This is a genomic window from Ruminiclostridium herbifermentans (assembly GCF_005473905.2).
Taxonomy (GTDB): Bacteria; Bacillota; Clostridia; order Acetivibrionales; family DSM-1351; genus Ruminiclostridium; species Ruminiclostridium herbifermentans.
In genome coordinates this window covers 2,300,132-2,323,344 of sequence record NZ_CP061336.1, presented here as the reverse complement: position 1 = coordinate 2,323,344, position 23,213 = coordinate 2,300,132, and the positions used below count along the sequence as shown (strand labels likewise).

At 30.4% G+C, this 23,213-nt stretch carries 14 protein-coding genes; 2 read left to right on the top strand and 12 right to left on the bottom strand.

From position 1 onward, the window contains the following. Positions 1 to 43 precede the first annotated feature (43 nt). From EHE19_RS09615 to EHE19_RS09575, 9 genes are all read right to left on the bottom strand, one after another. Entirely contained in the window at positions 44 to 3,256 is a 3,213-nt protein-coding gene (locus EHE19_RS09615; RefSeq protein WP_171003487.1) for a M23 family metallopeptidase, read from the bottom strand. A gap of 198 nt (positions 3,257 to 3,454) precedes the next feature. Then, on the bottom strand, positions 3,455 to 4,060 hold the full coding sequence (locus EHE19_RS09610; protein WP_137696145.1) for an HDIG domain-containing metalloprotein: 606 nt from the start codon (positions 4,058 to 4,060) through the stop codon (positions 3,455 to 3,457). Positions 4,061 to 4,644: 584 nt separating this feature from the next. Continuing rightward, a complete protein-coding gene (locus EHE19_RS09605) occupies positions 4,645 to 8,988 on the bottom strand; it encodes a cellulose binding domain-containing protein (protein WP_137696146.1) in 4,344 nt (1,447 codons plus the stop codon). 121 nt (positions 8,989 to 9,109) lie between these two features. Beyond that, positions 9,110 to 11,704 (bottom strand): dockerin type I domain-containing protein, encoded by a 2,595-nt coding sequence (locus tag EHE19_RS09600; protein WP_137696147.1) that lies wholly within the window; start codon positions 11,702 to 11,704, stop codon positions 9,110 to 9,112. Between the two features lie 585 nt (positions 11,705 to 12,289). Next, complete coding sequence (locus EHE19_RS09595) at positions 12,290 to 12,559, bottom strand: hypothetical protein (RefSeq protein ID WP_137696148.1); 270 nt, start codon at positions 12,557 to 12,559, stop codon at positions 12,290 to 12,292. A gap of 6 nt (positions 12,560 to 12,565) precedes the next feature. Further along, positions 12,566 to 12,859 (bottom strand): hypothetical protein, encoded by a 294-nt coding sequence (locus EHE19_RS09590; RefSeq protein WP_137696149.1) that lies wholly within the window; start codon positions 12,857 to 12,859, stop codon positions 12,566 to 12,568. Between the two features lie 236 nt (positions 12,860 to 13,095). Further along, complete coding sequence (locus EHE19_RS09585) at positions 13,096 to 15,033, bottom strand: DNA topoisomerase 3 (protein ID WP_137696150.1); 1,938 nt, start codon at positions 15,031 to 15,033, stop codon at positions 13,096 to 13,098. A 245-nt stretch (positions 15,034 to 15,278) separates the two neighbouring features. Then, positions 15,279 to 16,397, bottom strand: coding sequence for a GGDEF domain-containing protein (locus EHE19_RS09580; protein ID WP_171003488.1), 1,119 nt, complete (start codon positions 16,395 to 16,397; stop codon positions 15,279 to 15,281). Between the two features lie 517 nt (positions 16,398 to 16,914). Then, positions 16,915 to 17,349, bottom strand: coding sequence for an RrF2 family transcriptional regulator (locus EHE19_RS09575; RefSeq protein ID WP_137696152.1), 435 nt, complete (start codon positions 17,347 to 17,349; stop codon positions 16,915 to 16,917). 796 nt (positions 17,350 to 18,145) lie between these two features. On the opposite strand from EHE19_RS09575, the gene EHE19_RS09570 reads away from it, so the two are divergent. Both EHE19_RS09570 and EHE19_RS09565 read left to right on the top strand, forming a co-directional pair. Next, a complete protein-coding gene (locus EHE19_RS09570) occupies positions 18,146 to 19,285 on the top strand; it encodes a trans-sulfuration enzyme family protein (RefSeq protein WP_137696153.1) in 1,140 nt (379 codons plus the stop codon). A gap of 66 nt (positions 19,286 to 19,351) precedes the next feature. Further along, positions 19,352 to 20,521, top strand: coding sequence for a MalY/PatB family protein (locus EHE19_RS09565; protein ID WP_137696154.1), 1,170 nt, complete (start codon positions 19,352 to 19,354; stop codon positions 20,519 to 20,521). A 197-nt stretch (positions 20,522 to 20,718) separates the two neighbouring features. Here the strand turns inward: EHE19_RS09565 and EHE19_RS09560 are convergent, their stop codons facing one another. From EHE19_RS09560 to msrB, 3 genes are all read right to left on the bottom strand, one after another. Further along, positions 20,719 to 21,174 (bottom strand): hypothetical protein, encoded by a 456-nt coding sequence (locus EHE19_RS09560; protein ID WP_137696155.1) that lies wholly within the window; start codon positions 21,172 to 21,174, stop codon positions 20,719 to 20,721. A gap of 239 nt (positions 21,175 to 21,413) precedes the next feature. Further along, positions 21,414 to 21,767, bottom strand: coding sequence for an arsenate reductase family protein (locus EHE19_RS09555; protein ID WP_137696156.1), 354 nt, complete (start codon positions 21,765 to 21,767; stop codon positions 21,414 to 21,416). A 210-nt stretch (positions 21,768 to 21,977) separates the two neighbouring features. Continuing rightward, entirely contained in the window at positions 21,978 to 22,958 is a 981-nt protein-coding gene (msrB, locus tag EHE19_RS09550; RefSeq protein ID WP_137696157.1) for a peptide-methionine (R)-S-oxide reductase MsrB, read from the bottom strand. Positions 22,959 to 23,213: the final 255 nt, after the last annotated feature.

The following is a 23,213-nucleotide window of genomic DNA, read 5'->3' as shown; positions in this document are numbered from 1 at the left end:
CTATGTTTTAATATCAAATTGAGTAGTATAAATATAAACCTCCCTATATAATAGGAACCATATTATTTAACCATGTACATGCATTTTTAACATTTTCATTTGACGCTTGAGTTCCATTTAAGTACAATTCTATAAATTGATTTACATCATTATTATCAGCTTGTGGGTTAGGGATATTTTGCGACTCCATATATGCCATTATTAAGCCCTGTATAGCCATTCTTGTTTTGTCAGCTGCATTTGTAGTGATATTTCCGTTAATACCTCCGAACGGTGCAGCATTGGTGCCTGAATTTAGGTCCTGAAAGTAACTGCTTGTAGGAATAGCAATATTCGGTTGTTTACCCTGATTGTGATAGACAAATTTTAACTGAGCCTGTAATTGTGCTTTTTTGTCACCATCTTTTTTGAAAATATAAGGACATGCAAAACGTATTATATTGCTACTATCTATAAAAGCTTCACTTTGATGATCAGTATTTCCATTACTTGAATATTCAACTGTAGCTTGATCATAAGGAAATTCCTGAACAGCCCAGCAGGTTTTTAAAACTTCTGCGTCCGAAAATCTACAGCTTGACACTGGTTGATTGTCATTACCATATTTGCATTTACAGGGAAAAATCAGAGGCAATTTATTACTTGGCATTATAGAGGCATTGACTAAATCTCCTATATCGCCGCTAATTGTTGTTATTGCATTAGGTTCAATTTCATTGCCGGAGTCGTTTCTTAACTCAAAGTGTAAATGGGATGGAAGATCGTTATATGGAAGTATATTGCCTGTTCTGCCTGTCTTTGCAATAATTTCTCCGCATAAAACACGTTCTTTAGTTGTGTAAGTTCCACTAGTAGAATCAAGGTGTGCATATCTAAAATAAGGCCCCGCTTTTTCTGTAAGGCGAAGTAAAATATTATGTCCGTAAGAGCTTGAAGTATTATTTTCTATCCTGCCTCCGTGGGAGGCAAAGCAATCTATGCTTCCGCTTGAACCGGAAAACAAATCTATTCCTTGATGCACTCTGTTGGGATTATTATTTGTTTTCCTATGTGTGGGCGGTGTCATATCAAAAAAACCGTAATAATGTCCGAAGGGATTTGCATCACCTGCCGAATATTTTGAAACAATGTGCATATTCAAGTCCTTAATCCAATTGCCCTTACCATCTTTTTTTGCAGTAAAGGCTATATCATTTATTCTGTCATTAGCTGCATCACTCAATTTATCCCATACTGGCTGACACCACTGCATAGCGAATAAAACCGCGTGGGGATTGTTTTCTTCCTCTTGAGTCTTATTAGTATCTTTTTGCTCTATGGCATCTCTTTCCTTTTTGGCATCAAAATATATGTTTGTGTATTCTTCTTTAAAACTGTCTTTGCCATCTTCTCCTATTAACATACTTACCTCTATTTTTTCGGATATCTTAAACAATGAACTGTTAGATTTCTCACTAACCTTCCAGCCAATGCTCTTTCCCCATTCTGTACTCTGGTTTTCATCCCAAGTTACTTTGAAGCCAGTTTCTTTAAATACATTGCTGCTACGCATAATAGGATTAGTCCTGGGATCCATTTTCTGTTTCTCCAATACAACTGGAAAATCATAAAAACCTACTTCTATTGTGATTTTCTCCTGTGTCAGCAGTAATATTCTAGGAATTTTTACATTCAAATATCCATATATATCAGTTTCCCTATGTGACAAATATTCTTCCATTATAAGCTTAACAGCACTATCTAGCGGATTTCCTCCATTTTCGGTATTGAGGCACATAAACGAACAGCCTCTTTCTGTCCAATATTTATTATAGGCTGTCCTGCCCTTTTTCCCATAGTTGCTGCTAGGTGTACCACAGTCGTATTTACTTCTAAGTTTTTTTGTACCATTATCCTCATACTCTTCCTTCAAGTTATTTAAAGCCCTTTGAGAATTAATCAAGTTGACAATGATACTTTTACTACCATTAGTTTCCTTTTCGAATGTATCATCAAATGGTATATCAAAGATACTATCTATATTTCCTATTTTTATTCTCTTAACAGGAGCATTTTTAACAGGTTTACCAGAACGGCAATCCAACACCATGATCTTATATGTCTCAAAACCATAAATAGGCTCGTAATTTTGAATTGAAATAAACGGATATGAAAGAATATCAACTGTTTTTTTTGCTAAAGCATCGACTTTTACCTGATTTTCATTTATAGGAGCATAATTTGAAATTGAATTGCGTAAGCCGTTAAAAAATTCACTACATATAGATATCAAAGCTTCATTATTTTTTAAGAATAATTCCTGCTTAATGTCTTTATATTTATCATTTTTACTTTTAATACTTGACAAGATAGCTGAACAAACCTGTATATTGGTTTTTGGAAATCTAAGAATATTAAACAAATCAATCCTCTGTATTCGTCCATTATCATCCTTATTTGATAAATCAGGATAAACATTAAGTATATTTGCGGCATATTGTGGTGTAATTCCGCAGACACCTAATGGTATCATATATGTATAGTTTAAAAGAAACTCATCGAAATTGTCTTGATTTAAAAAGTTTGCTGCAGATTCACAGGCATTAATTCTGTAATCCTTTGTATTATTAGGATAGGCAAAAATCAACTCATATACAATTGCAGTTAAAAACTTTGCAGGAATGTCAGTTGAGTGAAATGCCCATGATGAAGAAATAGAATTTGCTAAAGAAGGAGGAGGAGCAGCTAAAATTATATAGTTATGAAAATCATTTATAATTTCTCTTGATGTTTCAATGTTTCCAGCTAATGCACCAATATTTATGCCTTTATTACTCTTAATTTTTGAATATAGATTTTCAAGTGTTATATCTAGTTCGATAACATTCTGCTCTAGCCTTAGTTCAATACATGAATCATTATTAAGAACTGTAACCGATACAATCAATTTTCCAGTTTTATTTACATCAATGTATACAAATCCATTCTCAACAGGTGCTTCATTCTTGAGAAAGATATTGGATTTGCCATCTGAATCAACCAAAGTTATATTCCATTGATATTTGTAATTGAAAAATTCGGCTATATTAGTTTCATTTATAAAAACATAATATTCAACCTTATTTACAATAGCTTCACCATTATTTATGCCAACACGAAGAGGTGATGTTAAATTACTGATAAGTGAATACTTACCACAATCACTCAAAACGGCCTGTCCTAATTCATGTGGTGAAAGACCTGATGGAAGCCTGCTCTCAGTTATTCTTAGTCCCATATACATCCATCCTCCAGTAAGTAATGTAAATAAAACCCAAAAATATTATTAGTATTAGTATATTAAAATAATTATGGAAAATCAAGTAATATTTTTGTGTATATTTGACATAAAATTACTAGAATTGCCAATCGCATATTCAAAGATTTCACCACTATACGTTTTTTTATGCTAATATTTTACTTTTGTATATTATATTTATTTACACTTTTCAAGAAATTTTTTAATATTTTCCTCTTCCTTGTCATGCTCGGCGTGCGTTCTGCCCATTCTGTCACAAAATCCAAACAGTGCTACTTCGTTTATATCTATACTTTTTTTCATCCCCTTTATATCCGCAAAGGGTAAGTTATTAACAACAAAAAGTATCTGCATATGCCAGCGTACAAGTGTTGATACTTTTTTTACAAAAGCCGTATCATCGGTCAGCTCTGATAAAAATCTAACTGAAAGCTCAGCTCCAAGCTTATCATGATCATATGATGTTATTCTACCCTTTCGAATCATAGTTGTATCAGGCTTTCCAATGTCATGCAGTAATGCTGCCCACATAAATACTTTTTTGTCTTTACTTATATCCTTAACCTTTGCTGCTTCATCTATAACCAGCATAGTATGATTCCATACATTCCCTTCAGGATGATGCTTTAGAGACTGCTCTGTTTTTTTTAATTTGTCAAGCATATTAAAGGGATATACTTCAAATAATTTAGTTTTAGATATTTCATTAAGGTATGCAGATGGCTGTTGGTCTTCTAATAAATGATTATTTATTTCGTAAAATAATTCTTGAATTGTTGTCATATTAATTATGCAATTCTGGTTTTCCAGCTTGCTTAACTCTCCTTTATATGAATCTCAATATTAAGTTGCCATCAAAATTAAGTAATTATTCTCTTTAGCTAAAATGAATATTAAATAAACATGGACTCAAAGATACCGAAACTGGGATCAGGTAATGAGTCAATTGATGATTATGTACGATGGAAGGCTAGAACAATATATTTAAATATCTAAGCCCCACCGCCCTAAAGGGCTCGTCCTCATTTCCGGACGGGCTAGACCCTCAAAGTACAAGGGTTAGGGTATAAGAATATCATTATAAAATATTATTGCCAGATTTATTCATTACCATGCATATAATAAGAAAATCCGGCAATAATTTAAATATACAAATTAAATTTTATTAGTTAATTCTTAGGAAATACTTAACCAGAAACTAGTATAATGTGGTTCCATACACAAAAATATTTACATTCCAAATTCAACAAATATCTTGTGAGTAATCCATTTAGATAAGTTTGTACATTATGGTACCTTTGTAATATTATGTTTACTGTTCTTTATTATATTCAAATCTATTAGTTGTTTTACTAATTCATTATATATTACTCTCCGATTTTGGAAGGATCGCTTTTGAACCAAATCATATTTATAGGAGTAATAGTTTGTGTTTTAGCATTATAACTAAAAACTTTCCACAAATTCCCACTTGTTGTTGTTGGTACATTAAAGACCCTAGGAGTAGATGTTCCTGTATACACTTTAACAGTAGCCCCTGATTGTGAGAGAGCATTTGATGCTGAATTGCTAATATTACTATAGTCATGAACAAAAAATGAATAATTGGTGTCTGAATCAATTGGAATATAGATAGTAGTTGTCTCAGGCCCATAACTATTGGTATCGTCAACGTCTAATTCTACATACTCCCCATACTTTTTGTTGTAATAATAAACATGGAATAATCCCCCTTCTTTACTAGGACCAATTAAATGTGAATCTAAATCAGTAGGCTGACTTCCCCAAGTTAAAACAATTCTTACCATACCAGAATTCTTAAACTGTTGAGTAATAGTAGCATCTTGATTGCTGATTATTTTTCCTCCTAATATTTTTACATTAATTGTACCTGTTATATATCTAGGTACATTTGCATCTAGATTGCTTCTGTCATCTATAATCTCAAGAGTATAATTGCCACTTTCGGCTATAAGTGAATATGCACCATTAATATCAGTTTTTATCACTTGTAGAATTTCACCTGTTCTATTATTAATTCCTTTTCTTACCTTAATGCTAAACCCAGGTCCAACTTGAAGACCAGTTTCTGCATCTTTAACTACTCCTTTAGCAGTACCATATCCTACATATCTAGTAGAAACTAGTTCTAATGCAAGATTATAAACTATAGGATCGTTATCATAAATAGTTAGATACTCTTCAACAGGATAGTAACCATCCTTAGATATATTAAGTTTATAGCTTCCTATTGGTAACTGGTCTAAAAAATATGCACCTTCACTATTAGTAATTTGAGTTTTTGTAAAACTTGAGATTTCATTTAATCCAACTAATCTTACAATAACACCTTGTAATCCCATATTATTTATTAAATCAGTATCTTCATCAGCTTCTACTATTTTTCCATGTATTTTACTTTTACCTGGTACTGCAAGCATTATATTTTTGCTATCATTTTCTAATAATTTTATTAATAGAGAATTATCAAAATAACCGGACTTAGATACACTTATTGAATAAGTACCTGCTGTCAAACCACTAATTAAGCATTCTCCATTATTCTTTGTGTTATATTTTTTTTGTGGTTCTGAAACTCCATATTCCTTTGCATTAATTGTTATTATTGCATCTGAAATAGCATTCCCATCTTTATCTTTAACTAGTAGTTTCAAATCATATTTTCCTCTATTTATTGTTGTATATAGCTTCTTGTCTAGATTAATAGTCTGATAAGTAATAACATCCTTATATCCTTTTTTAGAATATGTAATTTTATAATTTCCCTTTTTCAAACCTCTAATTTTATATGCACCATTAGTATCAGAATAACACTCTTCATTTATTGAAGAATTGTTGGCATCAGTGCCTACTATACTTATCTTGACATTGCTAAGTGCTTTATTAACCATAGTGCTTGCTGGTTTTTTATCCGAAATTGGATTGACCGCCTCAATTATACCATCATAAACTGTTCCTTCTAATTTAAAGCCATCAGTAGTATACTTGTATTGGAAAATTGGATACTCATACTCCAAAGGTGGCATCTCTATATCAACAGAACCAATTTTCTTAGCTTCTGCTTTTAAACGAAGTGACATTGCAGCTTTTAATAAGATATCAAGCTGAGTAGAAACAAATCCGTCCAACTCAAATTTTGGAAATATAGTAATTTTACCTTCTACTTCTGCCTTTGTTTCAAAAGACACGCATGCTGAAATAATAGCTGGCATAATTCCTGCAGTCATTAAACCAACTTTAACACCAGGCGCTACGCTAGCCTCAAGTTTTCCTTTTCCTTCTATAAATAGCTCTTTATCAGGCTCTGACTGTTCATCATATATAATTAACTCTCTATTAAATCCTAAATCATAAACTGAAGTTCCAGCTTCGTATTTGTACTCTTTTTTATTATCAGATTCTCTTAGTTCAAAACCTTTTTTATATTTTTGGCTATATTCGTAATTTAAACCAATTTGACAGGATATCTCACCATTAATATCCATTGTTAGCATTACTACAATTATAGGTTTCAATGGGATTCTTATCGTATCATTCGATATGTCTTTTACCTTTTTAATGACAGCGGAAACAGGAGCTGTATTAATTCCAATAGCGCCCAGAATAAGTGTATCACTCATATCTACACCAGTCATCTCTGCATTAATATCTAGTGATAGAACATTGTAATCGAATTCTCTTTTATTATCAAATTTGAAATTTGAATTTATCCCTGAAAAAAACATATCTTTTAAGGAATATTTACCGTTAAACTTTATATTAGTTTCTGTAATCTGATCATATGTTAATATGCACTTAATCCATTGTGGTAACACATCATTTAATGTTGGTTTCCAAAAAATTTCTGTATCAAACTTTAAATTATTTAGCCCCACTTTACCATTTAACTTTATTTGGTCATTTTTTGTTGTTTCATCATTATCATTATCATAAATGACACAGTCTAAAAACTGAAAAGTAACTTCATGTGATTTACCTCCAAATGAAACTTTTGGTTCTATCTTAATATTTTCTAGCTTTATTCCTGAGCTATTCCTACTAGAACTAATAGAATTACTATTAGAACTTAGTAGCCTTGGTTCATTTAACACATTAATTCCTGATGAAGTTGTAACATTTATCTTAACATCATTTTTAAATGTTGAGAAAGCTATAGGATCATCTAAGTCGATAGAATTAGCACTTATTCTTATATCATCCTTAAAAATATCCATAAAACCTACATTTTTAAAATAAACAATATGGTAATGTTCATTTGGATACTCATCTTGTGGATATAATTCTTGTAAGTCACTATTCAAATCATTATAAACATAATCATCCAAGAGTTCCCCTTGTCCTACTATCATTTTTACAAATTCGATAGTCATCTTTTCATTAGCTGGTATAAATAAAATATCACCCTCAGCTATATTTCCTTTATCTAGAGCTTCCTTTAAGGGATTTATCTCATCCATAAGAAGAGCAAATCGTACATTGTCTTTGTCATGTTTATCAATCCAATACCCCCTGATACTTTCCATTATTTCAAGGCACTGTGCTTGGTCTGGTACATACATATCTTCTGATAAATTAACTTCTGTACTCATTCTATCAATTACAAAGGATTTTTCAATTACTTTTCCAAATTGAGTACTGGCTATGATTTTAATATCGCTTCTACCTATATGTACATCTAAATTGTCTATCTTCCAATTAGTAGTTCCTTCAGCAGTTCCAGTGATAGTCTCTCCATTACGGCCTTCTAATTCATATTTTACTTCTTCAACTTTTCCTGCAGACTGTACCGAGCCACTTAAATTAATAGTTTTTGTATTAACGACATATGTATCTGTTTCATCCGTTAACTGATCAATTTCAATAACTGGTTTTAAATTACAAGATTTTAGCTGAAAATTAGATATATTTATAGATTCCCCTCCAAGTTTAGCAGAAAAACCTAAAATCAAAGTTTGCCGAGGCTCTATATTGCTATTGTATTCAGCATTTTTAATAACATAATGTCCGCCTTCATGTTTTTCTATATTAGCTGTCCAAAAATTTTCAATTTCTCTATTAGAATCAAATTCTAATATCCAATCTTCTATTGTTTCTTGTGTATTATTTGTAATACTAATTTGACCATTGAAACCGCTTCCCCAATCATTCAAAACTATAAAATCAATATTGTAATCTTCACTTGCAACTGGTTGTTCTTGAATAATTAAACTATATTGTTCAGGTGCAATAATTTCATTTGTCCATTTTGCCTGAAAACCAAATGTTATATTTTCATTAATTGGTATATCCTGAATATATTTCTTATTTTTAACAATATAATTATCCCCTTTATGAGATACGATTTCAGCATTCCAAATATCGCATATTTCATGTTTAAAATCAAAACTTAAGTACCAATTTTCTAAAGGCTTTTCCCCAGTATTTGTAACTGTAAACTCACCATTAAATTCTCCATCCCAATAGTTGTTCACTTTAAAAGTCACTTCGTATCCATCATCAACATATTTTGATGGATTAATTGGGATAGCACTTGGAGTAGTCGTTTGTTGTACAAATTCATAATTCAATACAGATGCATTTGTTCTTTCAGTGACATTATCTTTTTTTTCTGCAAAAGTCTTTATAGGTAATAATGTCATAATTATTGTAAAACAAAGTATATATGCTAAATATTTTCTTTTATTTTTCATAGTCTTTTCTCCTTTATGTTTTTCTAATAAAAAGATATAACTAATAATCTTAGATTAATTATTAACTATATCTTTATTAATAATGAACTCAATATATCAAATTAGTTAATTTTAAATATAATTATAGAATAATAGGAAGTTGAGAATAAGTGCATTCAGTAAATACTTGTTTATCATTAATATTAGAATTAATATCATCAAAAATTACAGTCATTTCGCATTTAAGATCTTTATTTTCGGTCACTTCTTCGTAATACTTATTAATTGGAGCTTTAAGATGTACTGTAAAAAATAATATCCATTCATACAATTCTTCTTCATCTAATTGAATATTACTTGTATTTATAAAACACTTTCCATTTTCTTTTTTAATTTCTACTCCATTGTTATTTTCTGCTACATTACTACCTCTATATATATATGAATATAAATAAGTTCGTTCTCCTGTATTTTTGTTAGTATAAAAAAGCATAGTCTCAACATCCATTTCTTGAGAGTCTTCTTTAGCTTTAAATACTGGATTCACATATTCACTTGCATTGCTATAGTCTATTTCATAACTTATATTATAAGTTGAAGAGTTATTTTTATTATATGCATTATAGCAAACACTAGAAAGTGAATAAGGGACTACAGTTGTATGTAAATTAGAACCAATTATTAATTCTCCCTCTGGTATATTATATAGGTTTATTTCCTCAATTGAATTTTGAGAATAATCATAGTTTTCGGTAAAACCAATATATAGTTCTCTAATATTCTCTTTCCGTAATGCTGCCGCCTTAATATAATAATACGCTTCACCATTTTGATTTTCTATTAATATGAAATTTGTAACTGTATCAGCCTGAGCATTATCATAGGCTGCTAAGGCTAGGTAATTCCCTTTTTCCGCACGAACTTTTATTTCTATGTCAGTAAAATCTTTTAGTGATAACTTTGCATCACCATCACCAAAAAATAATGTTCTTTCTGTTACTGATATCTCTTTCTCGCCCTCATCTTCTTCATCATTTAATGAATTTGTAAATTCAACTTCACCTATACTACATAAACTTGAATCTGATATCTTAATACCTCCAATATCACTATTTTCACTATAACCTCTACTAAAAGCAACAGGTTCTATCGAATTGAATTTTTCAATTCGAGTTGAACTAATTTTATTTACTATACAACTATATTTACTTTCTCTATTTGAAACATTTTCTTTAAAATATTTTTTCAATGATTCTAGGTGAGTATTAGCAGAATAATAAACTTGTTTATTTGCTTTTGCAATAGCCTCAAGCTTAGTTTCATTAATTGATTTACCAACTCCAATAATAATTAATTGAATATCATTAGTGTTTTCTATAAAATTACTTGAATTCCAAGAACCATTTCCGTCAGTTAGTATAACAACTGTTTTCTTAAACTTATCATTATTGGGAGCATATTCCTGTTGTATTTGATTTACTCTTTTGATTGAGGACTTAATACCTGAATCTAAATTTGCCTTAACATTATAATTTGAGTTAAACACTTGATTATAAAAATTCTCACCCTTATAAAAATCACTTACTATGTAAGGTCTAGAATCTATCAAATTACAGCTTTCATTACCTTTAGAAGACGTAGACACTACTCCACCGATATAATTGTATGTTACAAAATAATCATTTGAAATGAAATCTAACAATTGTGAAGCAATTGACTTTCTCTTCCTTTGTGATTCAAGACCCAACTCATTTTGTTCCATTTCTGTACTGATATCAATACCAAAAACAATTGCCCCTATTTTTTCTGAATTTAAGCTACTAGTAGATATACTGTCTGCTAAAGAATCATTATATTTATCCCATGCTCTTTCAACAATAGGCCAAGGTGAAAAATGTTTTACTACAGCAGTAATAGTTCCTGATTCCCAATCAATCTCTTGATTTTCAACTGGTATAAGCGTATTTTCTTCTTCATTAAATTCGCATATTTCATAAATTTTATTAGAATTTTTATTTAAACCATCCTTAAATGTATAACTTATAATTGCTTCACTAAATACTGTATTTACGCTAAAGTCAAAACCTAATCCCGTATAACCATCAAACGTTTTAAATATTTGATCATGGTAATCAGATATTTTATTAATTTGTAATGTATCTATATCATTACCTTTAAGTTCAAGTGTTACAGTAGGCTTTATTTCAAGATTTCCTGTATCCTCAAGCGATTTTTTTATCATATAAATTTCATCGCCATCACTTATTCCGTTTTTATCACTATCACTGGATAACGGATCAGAATGCAATAAAATCACTTCATTATAGTCATTTATACCATCCCCATCCGTATCAACTTTATTTAAATCAGTACCAATCATTTTTTCATAGTAATCAGGTAACCCATCTCCATCTGTATCAACTGTTTTTTCAATTTGTTCATAAATTAGCAAGTATTTTTTTAATAGTGCAAAATCAATTGCATCGACAGAATTATCTTTGTTAAGGTCATAACATTCATTATACTCATTATCTGCCTCTAACAGGTACATTTTAAGTGTTGCATAATCTAAGCTATCAATATCTCCATCATTGTTAATATCTCCATATACTGTTTTTAGTGTTTTGATGTTATTATCAGTACTTTCCGAAATATCAAAAGCAGAAACATTACTCATTTGCATACTTAATAAAATGATAATTATAATACTTATAATAAAAGATATATTTTTTTTCATTTAATTTACTCCTTTGAAATTATATTTTTGTATGTAGTGAAATGCTTATTAATATTTTACATTAGATATTTTAGGTGTAACAATTGAAGATTCAAATTGATTTAATTTATCTGCACAACTATTCTATTTTCAAGGTACAATAATACTGATCATTAAAAACTACAAAATCCAGATCTCGCATCAAAAATACATTGTTTTACTATTTCTTTTGATAATCTAGAGTGCAATAAATTCCTTAAAGATCTACAGATAATAATATATACTACACAAACAGCTTATAGACAAACAGTTTCTAGCATATGAGACTCTAAGTGAATTCATAGACCATTTATACATTGTAATATTATAGCACTTATGACAAAACTTTTATAAGTATAACATAAATATTAACAATTTTAAATATAATTGTATTATAGTTTTTTTTCTGTAGTCAATATTCTGCTTATGTAAAATTTTGAATATTAGATTTGACTTTTTGATTTGATTTATTTATATTGGTCACTGTATTATTTGTGAAAATAGTAGAACTTTTTAAATAGCCTAATCTCTTCATAAGCAGAGTTTTGGCTTATAAACACCATTTAATTAAATTTGCGAATTAATGGAAAAGCTCATTAAATGAATACAAGAATTTTGAATATGATATATAACAAGTGGTATTCTGATATCATTCATAACATCATATAATACAGGTACAGATGCAAGAGCACCATCTTTTTTGTACTGATTAGGATTTGTACCGAAGATTTCAAGATTCTCATCTGAGTTTGGTACCTGAATTGTGCTCCCATCAATAGAATAAATATTAAAATCATTCCACTTCTTTAACTCAGAGTTTAATTCATAGTATTTCATTACCGCTCAATCAAAAATTTCATGAAATGCTTCATGTGATATACCCTGTCTAGCCTTGGAAATAGCTTGTTTAGACACTATAGGAAGCATTAATTCAGGAAAGTCCATCTTAAACTGAGAATAATTAATCGATAAAGATTTCTTTGTAGAATGCATTATAAAATAAAACAAATTAGTAAAAGAAAGTTTTCTAGATCGGGTAAAAGAATTTCCAATACGATGAGCATTTATAAAATCTTTGGATTTAATTAATGCCTTCGATTCTTCTATAATAGATTTAAGTAATACTCTAGCTTTCATTATATGTACCTCGCAATCAAATAGTCATATCAATTGCGAGGCAGCATTTTAGTGTCACCTTGTCAAGTGTTTTTTGATATTTATTTAATTTTTCTTAAGTTGACGACATTGCACGTTTTACGGGTTGTCTTGACTAATTTAGAACTACAAGTTAACTTTCATGTTGTACAAACCAACTTATGAATCATGCACGTATATACTGTCTTATTGGTACTCTCGTAAAAGTGAATAACCCATTAATTTAGAATATTTCTATTGTCTCTTGTGTTCTTGACCTTTTCAATAGACTTAATTATATAGGAATGCAGTTTTTCCATAAAAATTTCCTCTGTAGTTTCCCCATTTTCTATCATTGCAAGTCCTTTTTCCCAGCTTGCTGTCAATGATGGGTTTAAAAGTTCCCTTGCTGTTTTTCTTACAAGTTTAACTATGGCTTCACCCTTCAAGGTTGGCGTAACAACTTGTGTCTTGCTGTGTATGCTTATATGTCCAATTTCCTTCAGTTTTTTGATAATACCTGAACGAGTGGCAGAAGTACCAATACCAGTGGTTTTTATTTGTTCGCGTAACTCTTCATTTTCAATAAATTTTCCAGCCTTCTCCATAGTAATAATCAATGAGCCATCTGTATATCTTGAAGGAGGTTTTGTTTCTTTTTCTTCTAAGTCAAAACCAAGCACTTCGCTTTTTTCATTTTTAACAAGCTTATGAATAGGAGAATCTGTTATTTCTTCCTCATCTTTCTTTGCAGAAACCTCATAAACTTCCTTCCAGCCTAAACTAAGCAAAGTCTTTGCATTAGAAACAAATATTTCACCCTCTATATTGGTTTCAACCTTTACCGTATTATATTGAGCCACAGGATAAAAAGCTGCAAGAAATCTCTTTACGACAAGGTTATATATTTTTGCTGAATCTGCATCAAGGCTTGACAGATTAGCAGTAACATAGGTTGGTATAATAGCATAGTGATCAGTAACCTTACTATCATCAACATATCTTTTTGTGGTCTTATTTACCTTAAGCTCTCCTTGTTCCTTTATTCTAAGTACATAATCCTTAAAGGACTCATTTTTGAAAAGCCCGTTTAAAATTTTAGGTATTTCTGCAACTACATCAGTTGAAAGAACTCTACTGTCAGTTCTAGGGTAAGAAATAAGCTTTTTTTCGTATAAGCTCTGAGCTATTTCTAATGTTTTGTCAACAGGAAGCTTGAACTTTTTGTTTGCTTCAGACTGTAATTCAGCAAGATTAAATAGCAAAGGTGGTTGTTCGCTCTTCACCTTTACATCAACCTTTTTAATGACTGCTTCCTTATTCTTAAGCTTTTCAATTAATTCTTCTGCTTCTTCCTTACTTATGTATTTATCCTGTTCATCTATTTCCTCAGATTTTTTGCCTTTGCTTTTCTTAGGTTGCCATTTACCGAAATATTCAATACCATTATCCTGTGATTTAAAGCTGGCCTTAACACCATAGTGCTTTTGGGGAACAAAATTTCTTATTTCAAGCTCTCTGTCAACTACAAGACCAAGTACGCAAGTCATAACCCTTCCAATAGGTATAACCGAAGACTTGCTTTCTTTTAGGTAATTAGATAATGTCCTGCCGTATTGACATGTATACATCCTGCTTAGGTTCATACCAAAAAGCCAATCTTCTTTTGCCCTGCTATAAGCAGCCTTGGCAAGCAAATCATATTCTCTTATACTTTTAGCCTCATCAATACCTTTTTTTACAGCTTCCTCTGTTTGTGAAGAAATCCATACCCTCTTAGCAGGCTTATCGCTTCCACTTTGTGAATATACAAGTCTGAAGATATATTCTCCTTCACGCCCACTATCGGTACAGCAATAAATCAAATCAACATCCTCTCTGCACATTAAAGTCTGAATTACCTCAAATTGTTTCCCTACTCCTTTTTGGTCTATAACAACATATTTATATTCATTAGGTATTATTGGTAAATCTTCTATTTTCCATTCCTTATATTTTGAATTATACGCATCAGGATAAGCCATAGTGACAAGGTGTCCAAAACACCATGAAACTATCACTTCTTTATTTTCCGCAAAGCCTCTGGCTCTGTCTCCTTTAGAGATATCAAGTCCTAAGATATTCGCAAAACTTGCTGCAACGGATGGTTTTTCAGTTATAAATAATTTCTTACCCAAAATTATCTCCTCATAATTATATGTCTTAACTTATTTAATGCTCAAATACAGCATAAAAATACCATAAGATTATTTGCTAATCATATGGTGTTAAATTTACAGTTATCATTATATCATTTTTTAGCACTATGGAAAACAACAGAAAGTAAAAGAATATACTTTACTGGGTGGTTTTAAACCATAATTGACTTGTATACTGAAAGGTATTTTATATACAGTTCCAGCAAAAAAGTTGAGTTAATATGTTATAGAGCTTTATTTACTGACATACTATATTTCTTCGGAGCAATAACTGTTTTGTTCTTTCCAGACCTCTTTGCTAAATACATAGCTCTATCTGCATTATCAAATAGTTCCTGAGGTGAGGTTAATTCTCCATTATTCTCAGCTAATCCGCAGCTAAAAGTAAACTTGCAACCTTGTGAAAACTCAAAATAATGTTCTGAAAATTCTTTTCTAACTTTTTCCATTATATTAAATGCTTCATCAATTGATATATCTTGAAATAATACAACGAACTCTTCTCCGCCGTATCTTGCAGGATACCCTATATTTGAAGTATATTTTTTTAATAAGTATGAAATATAAATCAGTACTTCATTTCCTTGTATATGCCCATATGTATCGTTTATATATTTAAAATCATCCAAATCTATTACCACTAGCTGCAAACGGCTGCAAGTACTACTACGTTTTAATTTTAATATTTCAAAGAATGCATTATAATTATATAAACCCGTAAGCAAATCATACTTTAATTGCTCGCTTAGTTCCATTTGCTTTGTATAACAAAACTTAACATACTCAGTTCTATGCTTTTCATATTGTATTAATATTTTACTTACAATATAGGAACAAGCCACCACAATTGCAGCAACCACACAGTCAAAAATTAAATATGGATCATCTTTCCTTGTTCCAAAGTTTGCAATTACTCCCGATAATATAATAAAAAAACTGCTAAGTATATGTACTAGTCTAACCAATGCCTTACTTTGGAATAGTATAGATAAAAAAATTGGTACACAAAAAACGCACATTACAGCTGGAAATCTGTAATGTACACATTGCACACACGCACATAGAATACATAAAACTAAAATTGCAGCATAATTTTTTATATTTTCATTGTATTTTGCAGATAAAATAATGTGTCGTCCTGCTGCTACAGCAGTGAAATTGATAATACTGGGAAGAATTATATAACAAGAAATAACTAAAGGCAGTGGTAATACAAACAAACCAGCTATATAATAAAATACAGATATTATAATTTCTGATATAAACACAATACATGCTATAATTAAACAGTGCTTAATTAGCATTTTTCTCCACTTATCATAAAAAGTCGGATTGGCATTCATTGGTATACTCCCTAAATATGTTTTCATATTACTAATTATACCATATCAAATGAAAATTAGCGACAAATTATACATAAAATGTAATATTTTTTATAATAAATAATAATTAAAAATTATATTTATTCAGATCATTTAAAATTAAATATTTTATAGTATTATTTAATAAAAGCGGAGAGTCAGATTTGAAATTGTATAATTGTATATAGATTATATTGTATGCAAGCTAAAATCAAATATAGTTTATGCTTATATAATGATTTTTTATTACTTATGATAAGATGTACTGTATGAAATAATAATTAATGTTAGTGTTTATTAATTTTTGCAAATAGATATGGAGATTAGCTTGCTAACCTCCGTTTTGCCAATACCAATTTTGAATATAAAGATTTAATTTTAATTTAATTGCTATTAATGTCAAAGACTATGAGCAGTTTTTATTGATTTTAGTAATCAGGTATGAAACATACACCTAAGTCCAATAAGTATAATTTGAATCAATGCTTTTCTTTGTGACTTATATGTTATAATTATCAGTTGTACTCTCCTGCCATCTTACTAAATCTGCAATTGTAACTGTATCAACAACGCCCTTAATAGCTTCATCAAGCTTTTTCCAAAGCAAAAGAGTAGCACAACCAGCATTTCTTGTACACTCGTTTACGTCACCTTCCAGACAAGCTACTGGTGCCAGACTTCCTTCAGTTATACGAAGTATCATGCCAACAGTATATTCTTCAGGATCCTTAGTTAAGCGATATCCTCCTTGCGGACCTCTCACACTTTTTACATATCCGGCTTTATTTAAAGCAGAAATAATTTGCTCTAAATATTTGTCAGAAATATCCTGCCTTGCTGCCACATCCTTAATTCTCACTAAATCTCCATTATTATGCAATGCCATATCCAACATTAGTCTTAAGGCATATCTTCCTTTTGTAGATATTTTCATATCAAACTCTCCCTTTATTTAAATGTATGTGTAAAGAATCTTACTTAATAAACAATAGTTAAGTAACAGATGACACAGTAATTCATAATATATTTCTTGTTTATGTTGTTAATATTAACCATATTTTATAATTTCATGTTTTCATACTAGTATAATAGGAATTAAATATATAATACAATTATTATTAAGGTTCGTCAACCTAGTTTATATACTGATGCTAATAATTTAACTAATTGATACTGTTCAGCCCTAAAAAATAAAATTTACATCATATATTTTCATCTTTAGTTATGATTATCTCCAATTTTTAAGAGTTTAAATGCTGATAGTCTTATAAGAGTGTAGCCGTCTGTAAAATTTTTATACATAATATTTAATATTCACTGAAAAAGGAAAACAGCGAAATATTTCTATATATCATAATGCGGCATTGCTTAATCACGAGCTGTCAATAAATAACGTTTAGTAACTCAAAACTGTAATAGATGAAGTAAATGAATATTTAGCAAATACCTAATATTTCCCCGTTACATTTTTTTATATTATTTTCATATTATTTCAATATGAATTGTTAATTTCTTCTTGACTATTATAGTATCATCATTTATATTAATAGTATTCCTACAGTATTAGTATAGTATATATTTTCCCTTAAGATATACATATTTGAAAGAAATAATATAGGAGGCATGCAGCGCAAGAATTCTTTCAAATTTAATGTGCGCAATGTAGAGTTAAGAATAGTTAGAAAGCGTAATAAATAGATTTCTACATTAACTCTATGCATGAATTGATTATGACTTATAATTTTTCAACAAAATGTATTTATGGCAATAATGATGCTACTTCCTGTGATAAATCAGGTGCTATTAGTTTTCCTATTTACCAAACTGCTACCTTTGCACATCCTGGTGTAGGAAATAGTACAGGTTATGATTATAGCAGATTGCAAAATCCAACCAGAGAACAGCTTGAGAAAGTTGTCTGTTCATTGGAAAATGGCTATGATGCTCTTGCTTTTTCAAGTGGTATGGCAGCTCTTACAGCACTTATGGAATTATTTAGTCCTGGTGACCATATCATATCTGGCAATGATTTATACGGTGGTTCTATTCGTTTATTTAATAATATTAATAATAAAAATCTTCTTAAATTTGACTTTATAGATACTAGTAAGGAAGATATAGAAAAATATATTACCCCATCAACAAAAGCCATTTATGTTGAGACACCTACAAATCCAATGATGAATGTTACTGATATTAGTAAAGTAGCAGCAATAGCTAAAAAGTATAATATATTATTTATTGTAGATAATACTTTCCTGTCTCCATATTTTCAGAATCCAATTGATTTAGGAGCTGATATTGTTGTTCACAGCGGCACAAAGTTTCTTGGCGGACATAATGATACGTTAGCTGGATTCATAGTTGTAAATAATGAGGAATTATCAGAAAAATTAAGGTTCATACTTAAAACCGTGGGTTCAGGTTTAGCTCCTTTTGATAGTTGGTTAATTTTAAGAGGTATTAAAACTTTAGCAATTAGAATGGAGCGCCAGCAGCAAAATGCTATTGCTATCGCTCAATGGTTAAAAGCTAATTCTAAGGTGAAGAATGTGTATTATCCTGGGCTTCCTGACCATCCCGGATATGAAATCAGTAAAAATCAATCTCGAGGCTTTGGAAGCATGCTGACCTTTGAAGTTGAAAATTCAGAAATTGCTTTGCACATATTGAGCTCAGTTAAATTAATTCAGTTTGCCGAAAGCTTGGGTGGTGTTGAAACCTTAATTACTTATCCAATGACGCAGACACATGCTGATGTTCCAAAAGACGTTCGAGAAAAAAATGGTATTACTGATAATATTTTAAGACTTTCAATTGGAATTGAAGATGTTAATGACTTAATAAATGATTTATCTCAAGCACTATAATCTTATACAACTAAGCTGCTTAACCTCATGTAATAAGCTATTGTTTTTTGATTGGAGGAATCTTATATGACTAATTTTGATGAAATTATTGACCGTAAAAATACAAATTGTTTAAAATATGATTTCACATTTGAACGCAAGCAAAGGGACGATTTATTACCTCTTTGGATTGCAGATATGGATTTCCGCCTTCCAGATGAAATTATTTCTGATATTCAAAAAGCTGTAGCTCATGGTATTTTCGGCTATAGTGATGTGAAGAGAAGCTATTTCACTACTTTATATAATTGGTTTCAAAAGAATTTTAACTGGGAATTGAAAGAAGAATGGCTTGTTAAAACTCCTGGAATTGTTTTTGCTATTGCTTTAGCAATTAAAGCCTTTACTAATAAGGGGGAATCTGTACTAATACAACAACCAGTCTATTACCCATTTTCTGAGTGTATATTAGCAAATAAGCGTAAGCTTGTAAATAACCAATTGGTATACAAAGACGGTAAATATACAATTGACTATGAAGACTTTGAATCAAAAATAATAAATGAGCATGTAAAATTATTCTTACTTTGCAGTCCTCAAAATCCTACTGGTCGTGTATGGACAAAGGATGAACTTACTCGAATTGGTGAAATATGCCTTAAGCATAAAGTAATTGTGTTATCTGATGAAATCCACTGCGATTTTGTATACCCTGGTAACACTCATACAGTGTTTGCATCAATTAGTGAAGAATTTGCAATGAACTCAATAATATGTACTGCTCCTAGCAAAACCTTTAATATAGCAGGATTGCAGGTTTCCAATATCTTTATACCAAATAAAACTTTAAGAAATGCATTTCGTGATGAATATGATGCAAGCGGCTATAGTCAGCTTAATTCTATTGGACTAGTAGCATGTCAGTCAGCCTATTCAAAGGGTGAAGCATGGTTAAACGAACTAAAAGTATATCTAAAGGAAAATTTGGACTTCGTTAGAAACTTCCTTGCTGAAAATCTGCCTGAAATTAAGCTTGTTGAACCTGAAGGAACATATCTAATATGGTTAGACTGCAGTGGATTAGGCTTAACTTATAAGGAACTAGAAAAAATTATTATAGACAAAGCAAAACTGTGGTTAGATGGCGGTATTATATTTGGAAGAAAAACTGCATTATTTGAGCGAATAAATATTGCCTGCCCAAGGAGCATACTTGAACAAGCATTAAAAAATTTGGAGCAAGCAATTCACTCGTAAATATTAAGTTTCATTTGCAGGAGCATGTAATTGTACATGTTCCGCTTGTTACATTGTAATATTCTGTATAAATAAATTGCCTAGACAATGCTATATTCTACTGATAATAAGGATAAAGATATCCAACAGATTAGATTGTTCCAATAAACTTATGCCCAACTGCAATCAATTAGGTATTTTATCTTTATTTTACAAGTTTATTGTTTAATCATGTTTTTCTTATGTGTTTTTATTTTACTAATGTCAACATTGGCTGATATGTATTGTGACATCCTATCAAAATCTTCCATGAGGGTTTCAATAGTAAATCGTTTAGAGGAAGTTTTAACTAAGATTTTTTCACTTTGCCCAAAATTTGTTATAGAGATTTTCCAATCCACCTTCTCTATTTCAGATACATCAAGGCTATATGACCCAATTACATTTCTTACTGTGATTTTTTGGTCATCTACCGATATTTTAAATAGTTTTGACTTTGCCATGTAGTAGATAAATGGTAATGACATGATAGAGCATAATATATATAATGCAACATGCTGTATACCTTGAAAAATTGTGAATGGTACAGGCAAAAGCACAAAAATCGCTGTCCCACATAACATGTACCAAAAATAAGTTTTTGGTAAGCTTACTGTGAATTTATTTTTTGTCATAATAGATTGTTCCCTTCTATATTTGAAAAAAGACTGCATTATTTGAGCAAATTAATAATACTTGTTCAAAGGGTACTTAAACAAGCATTAAAAAATTTAGAACAAGTAATTCTCTCGTAAATAATTAGTATCAATTGTAAGAGAATGTAATTGTGCATGTTTAGCATTTTTCATTGCTGATTTACCTGACAATGAAGATAGAACTGTACACCCTACCATTGCTCTAATACCGATTCCATTTATTTTCCCACTTTATTTTCCCACTCACTTTCCTTAAAGCCTACCAAAACAAAGTCTTCACCAACAAGAATTGGCCTTTTTACCAGCATACCATCAGTAGAAAGCAGTTTAAGCTGTTCCTCATCATTCATTGTTGTTATTCGATCCTTTAACCCCAATGCTTTGTACTGAAGTCCGCTTGTATTCCAAAACTTCTTAAGCGGAAGATCACTTTTTAGGTGCCATTGACTTAATTCTTCGTAAGTCGGATTTTCAATTTTTATATCACGCAATTCATAAGAAACCCCATGATCGTCTAACCACTTCTTAGCCTTTTGACAAGTGGTACACTTTGGATAACATACAAATAACATTTTTTACAACTCCTTTAATAAATTAATCATGTTCAACTATTCTTATACACTGTCATATTTTAAACAGTCATTTTAATTGCAATTTTTAAAACAGTCATTTTTTTAATAGACAAAATTGACTTTAAATAATTTTATATTAAGCAGAATTTTATATAAACCTATATGAAGAACCAAATCCAAATTGTTATATGCAAAATTCTGCTATCCCTCCTATTTCACTAAATCTAACAAATATCCATACCCCTTTTCTTCCATCTCTTCTTTTGGGATAAAAAGAAGAGATGCACTGTTTATGCAATATCGCAAACCGCCCATTTCTCTTGGTCCATCACTAAATACATGACCAAGATGTGCGTCACCAGTTTTACTTCTAACCTCTATTCTGTGCATACCATAAGTATTATCGTCAAGTTCACGAATCAAATCAGGACTAATAGGCTTTGAAAAGCTTGGCCATCCACACCCTGATTCAAATTTATCACTAGATGTAAAAAGCGGTTCTCCAGTGGTAACATCTACATATATCCCCTTCTTAAAATTGTCATAATATTCATTTCTAAAGGGCGGCTCTGTAGCATTGTTTTGTGTCACAGCATATTGGATATCTGTAAGAGTTTCTTTTAGAAATTCTTTGGACTCTGCCTTGTATTTTATCTGAAAGTCTTCTGCCTTCTCTGCTTTCTCAAATTTATCTCGCCCAATATGACAATAACCATTTGGGTTTTTATCTAAATACTTTTGATGGTATTCTTCTGCTCTAAAGTAATTATCTAATGGTAATACCTCAATTGCAATAGGCTTGTCATACTTTTTCTGAAGTTCATTGATTGATTCAAGAATTGTGTCCTTATCCTTATTATCAGTATAATATATGCCAGTTCGATACTGAGTACCTATATCATTTCCTTGGCGATTTATTGATATTGGATTTATTACATCATAATATAGATTTAAGATAAATTCTAAGCTGACAATGCTCGGGTCATATAATACTTTGACTGTTTCTGCATGACCAGTTTTTCTATAGCATACATCCTCATAACTAGGGTTTTCTGTATTTCCATTTGCATAACCAACCTCAGTGCTTACAATGCCCTTAACTAGAGATAGATATTTTTCAGTACCCCAAAAACAGCCTCCAGCTAAGTAGATTTCTTTAACGGTTTCTTTTGCTTTAACTTTATTATCCATATTAATATCTTCTCCTCTATATAATCTAGACTGTACTCGAGAATAACTATGTATTTATCTTTTGGCTTCACCAAATAAAATTATACTCTTAATTATATATACCCATATTTTTTGTTATTTCAGCAACATTTGAAATATTTTTGATAAAGTTTATTGTATTGAGTTAATATAGAATGAATAATGTAATCTATATACTTTATTAGACATATTTAAAACACACCGTATTGCATTTAATTATTTCATTAATCCTTCGTT

Coding starts and splice junctions, on each gene's coding strand:
- EHE19_RS09565 (WP_137696154.1), top strand. CDS start 19,352: ATGACTAATTTTGATGAAATTATTGACCGTAAAAATACAAATTGTTTA.
- EHE19_RS09590 (WP_137696149.1), bottom strand. CDS start 12,859: ATGAAAGCTAGAGTATTACTTAAATCTATTATAGAAGAATCGAAGGCA.
- EHE19_RS09555 (WP_137696156.1), bottom strand. CDS start 21,767: ATGTTATTTGTATGTTATCCAAAGTGTACCACTTGTCAAAAGGCTAAG.
- EHE19_RS09600 (WP_137696147.1), bottom strand. CDS start 11,704: ATGAAAAAAAATATATCTTTTATTATAAGTATTATAATTATCATTTTA.
- EHE19_RS09580 (WP_171003488.1), bottom strand. CDS start 16,397: ATGAATGCCAATCCGACTTTTTATGATAAGTGGAGAAAAATGCTAATT.
- msrB (WP_137696157.1), bottom strand. CDS start 22,958: ATGGATAATAAAGTTAAAGCAAAAGAAACCGTTAAAGAAATCTACTTA.
- EHE19_RS09605 (WP_137696146.1), bottom strand. CDS start 8,988: ATGAAAAATAAAAGAAAATATTTAGCATATATACTTTGTTTTACAATA.
- EHE19_RS09610 (WP_137696145.1), bottom strand. CDS start 4,060: ATGACAACAATTCAAGAATTATTTTACGAAATAAATAATCATTTATTA.
- EHE19_RS09575 (WP_137696152.1), bottom strand. CDS start 17,349: ATGAAAATATCTACAAAAGGAAGATATGCCTTAAGACTAATGTTGGAT.
- EHE19_RS09615 (WP_171003487.1), bottom strand. CDS start 3,256: ATGGGACTAAGAATAACTGAGAGCAGGCTTCCATCAGGTCTTTCACCA.
- EHE19_RS09595 (WP_137696148.1), bottom strand. CDS start 12,559: ATGAAATACTATGAATTAAACTCTGAGTTAAAGAAGTGGAATGATTTT.
- EHE19_RS09560 (WP_137696155.1), bottom strand. CDS start 21,174: ATGACAAAAAATAAATTCACAGTAAGCTTACCAAAAACTTATTTTTGG.
- EHE19_RS09570 (WP_137696153.1), top strand. CDS start 18,146: ATGACTTATAATTTTTCAACAAAATGTATTTATGGCAATAATGATGCT.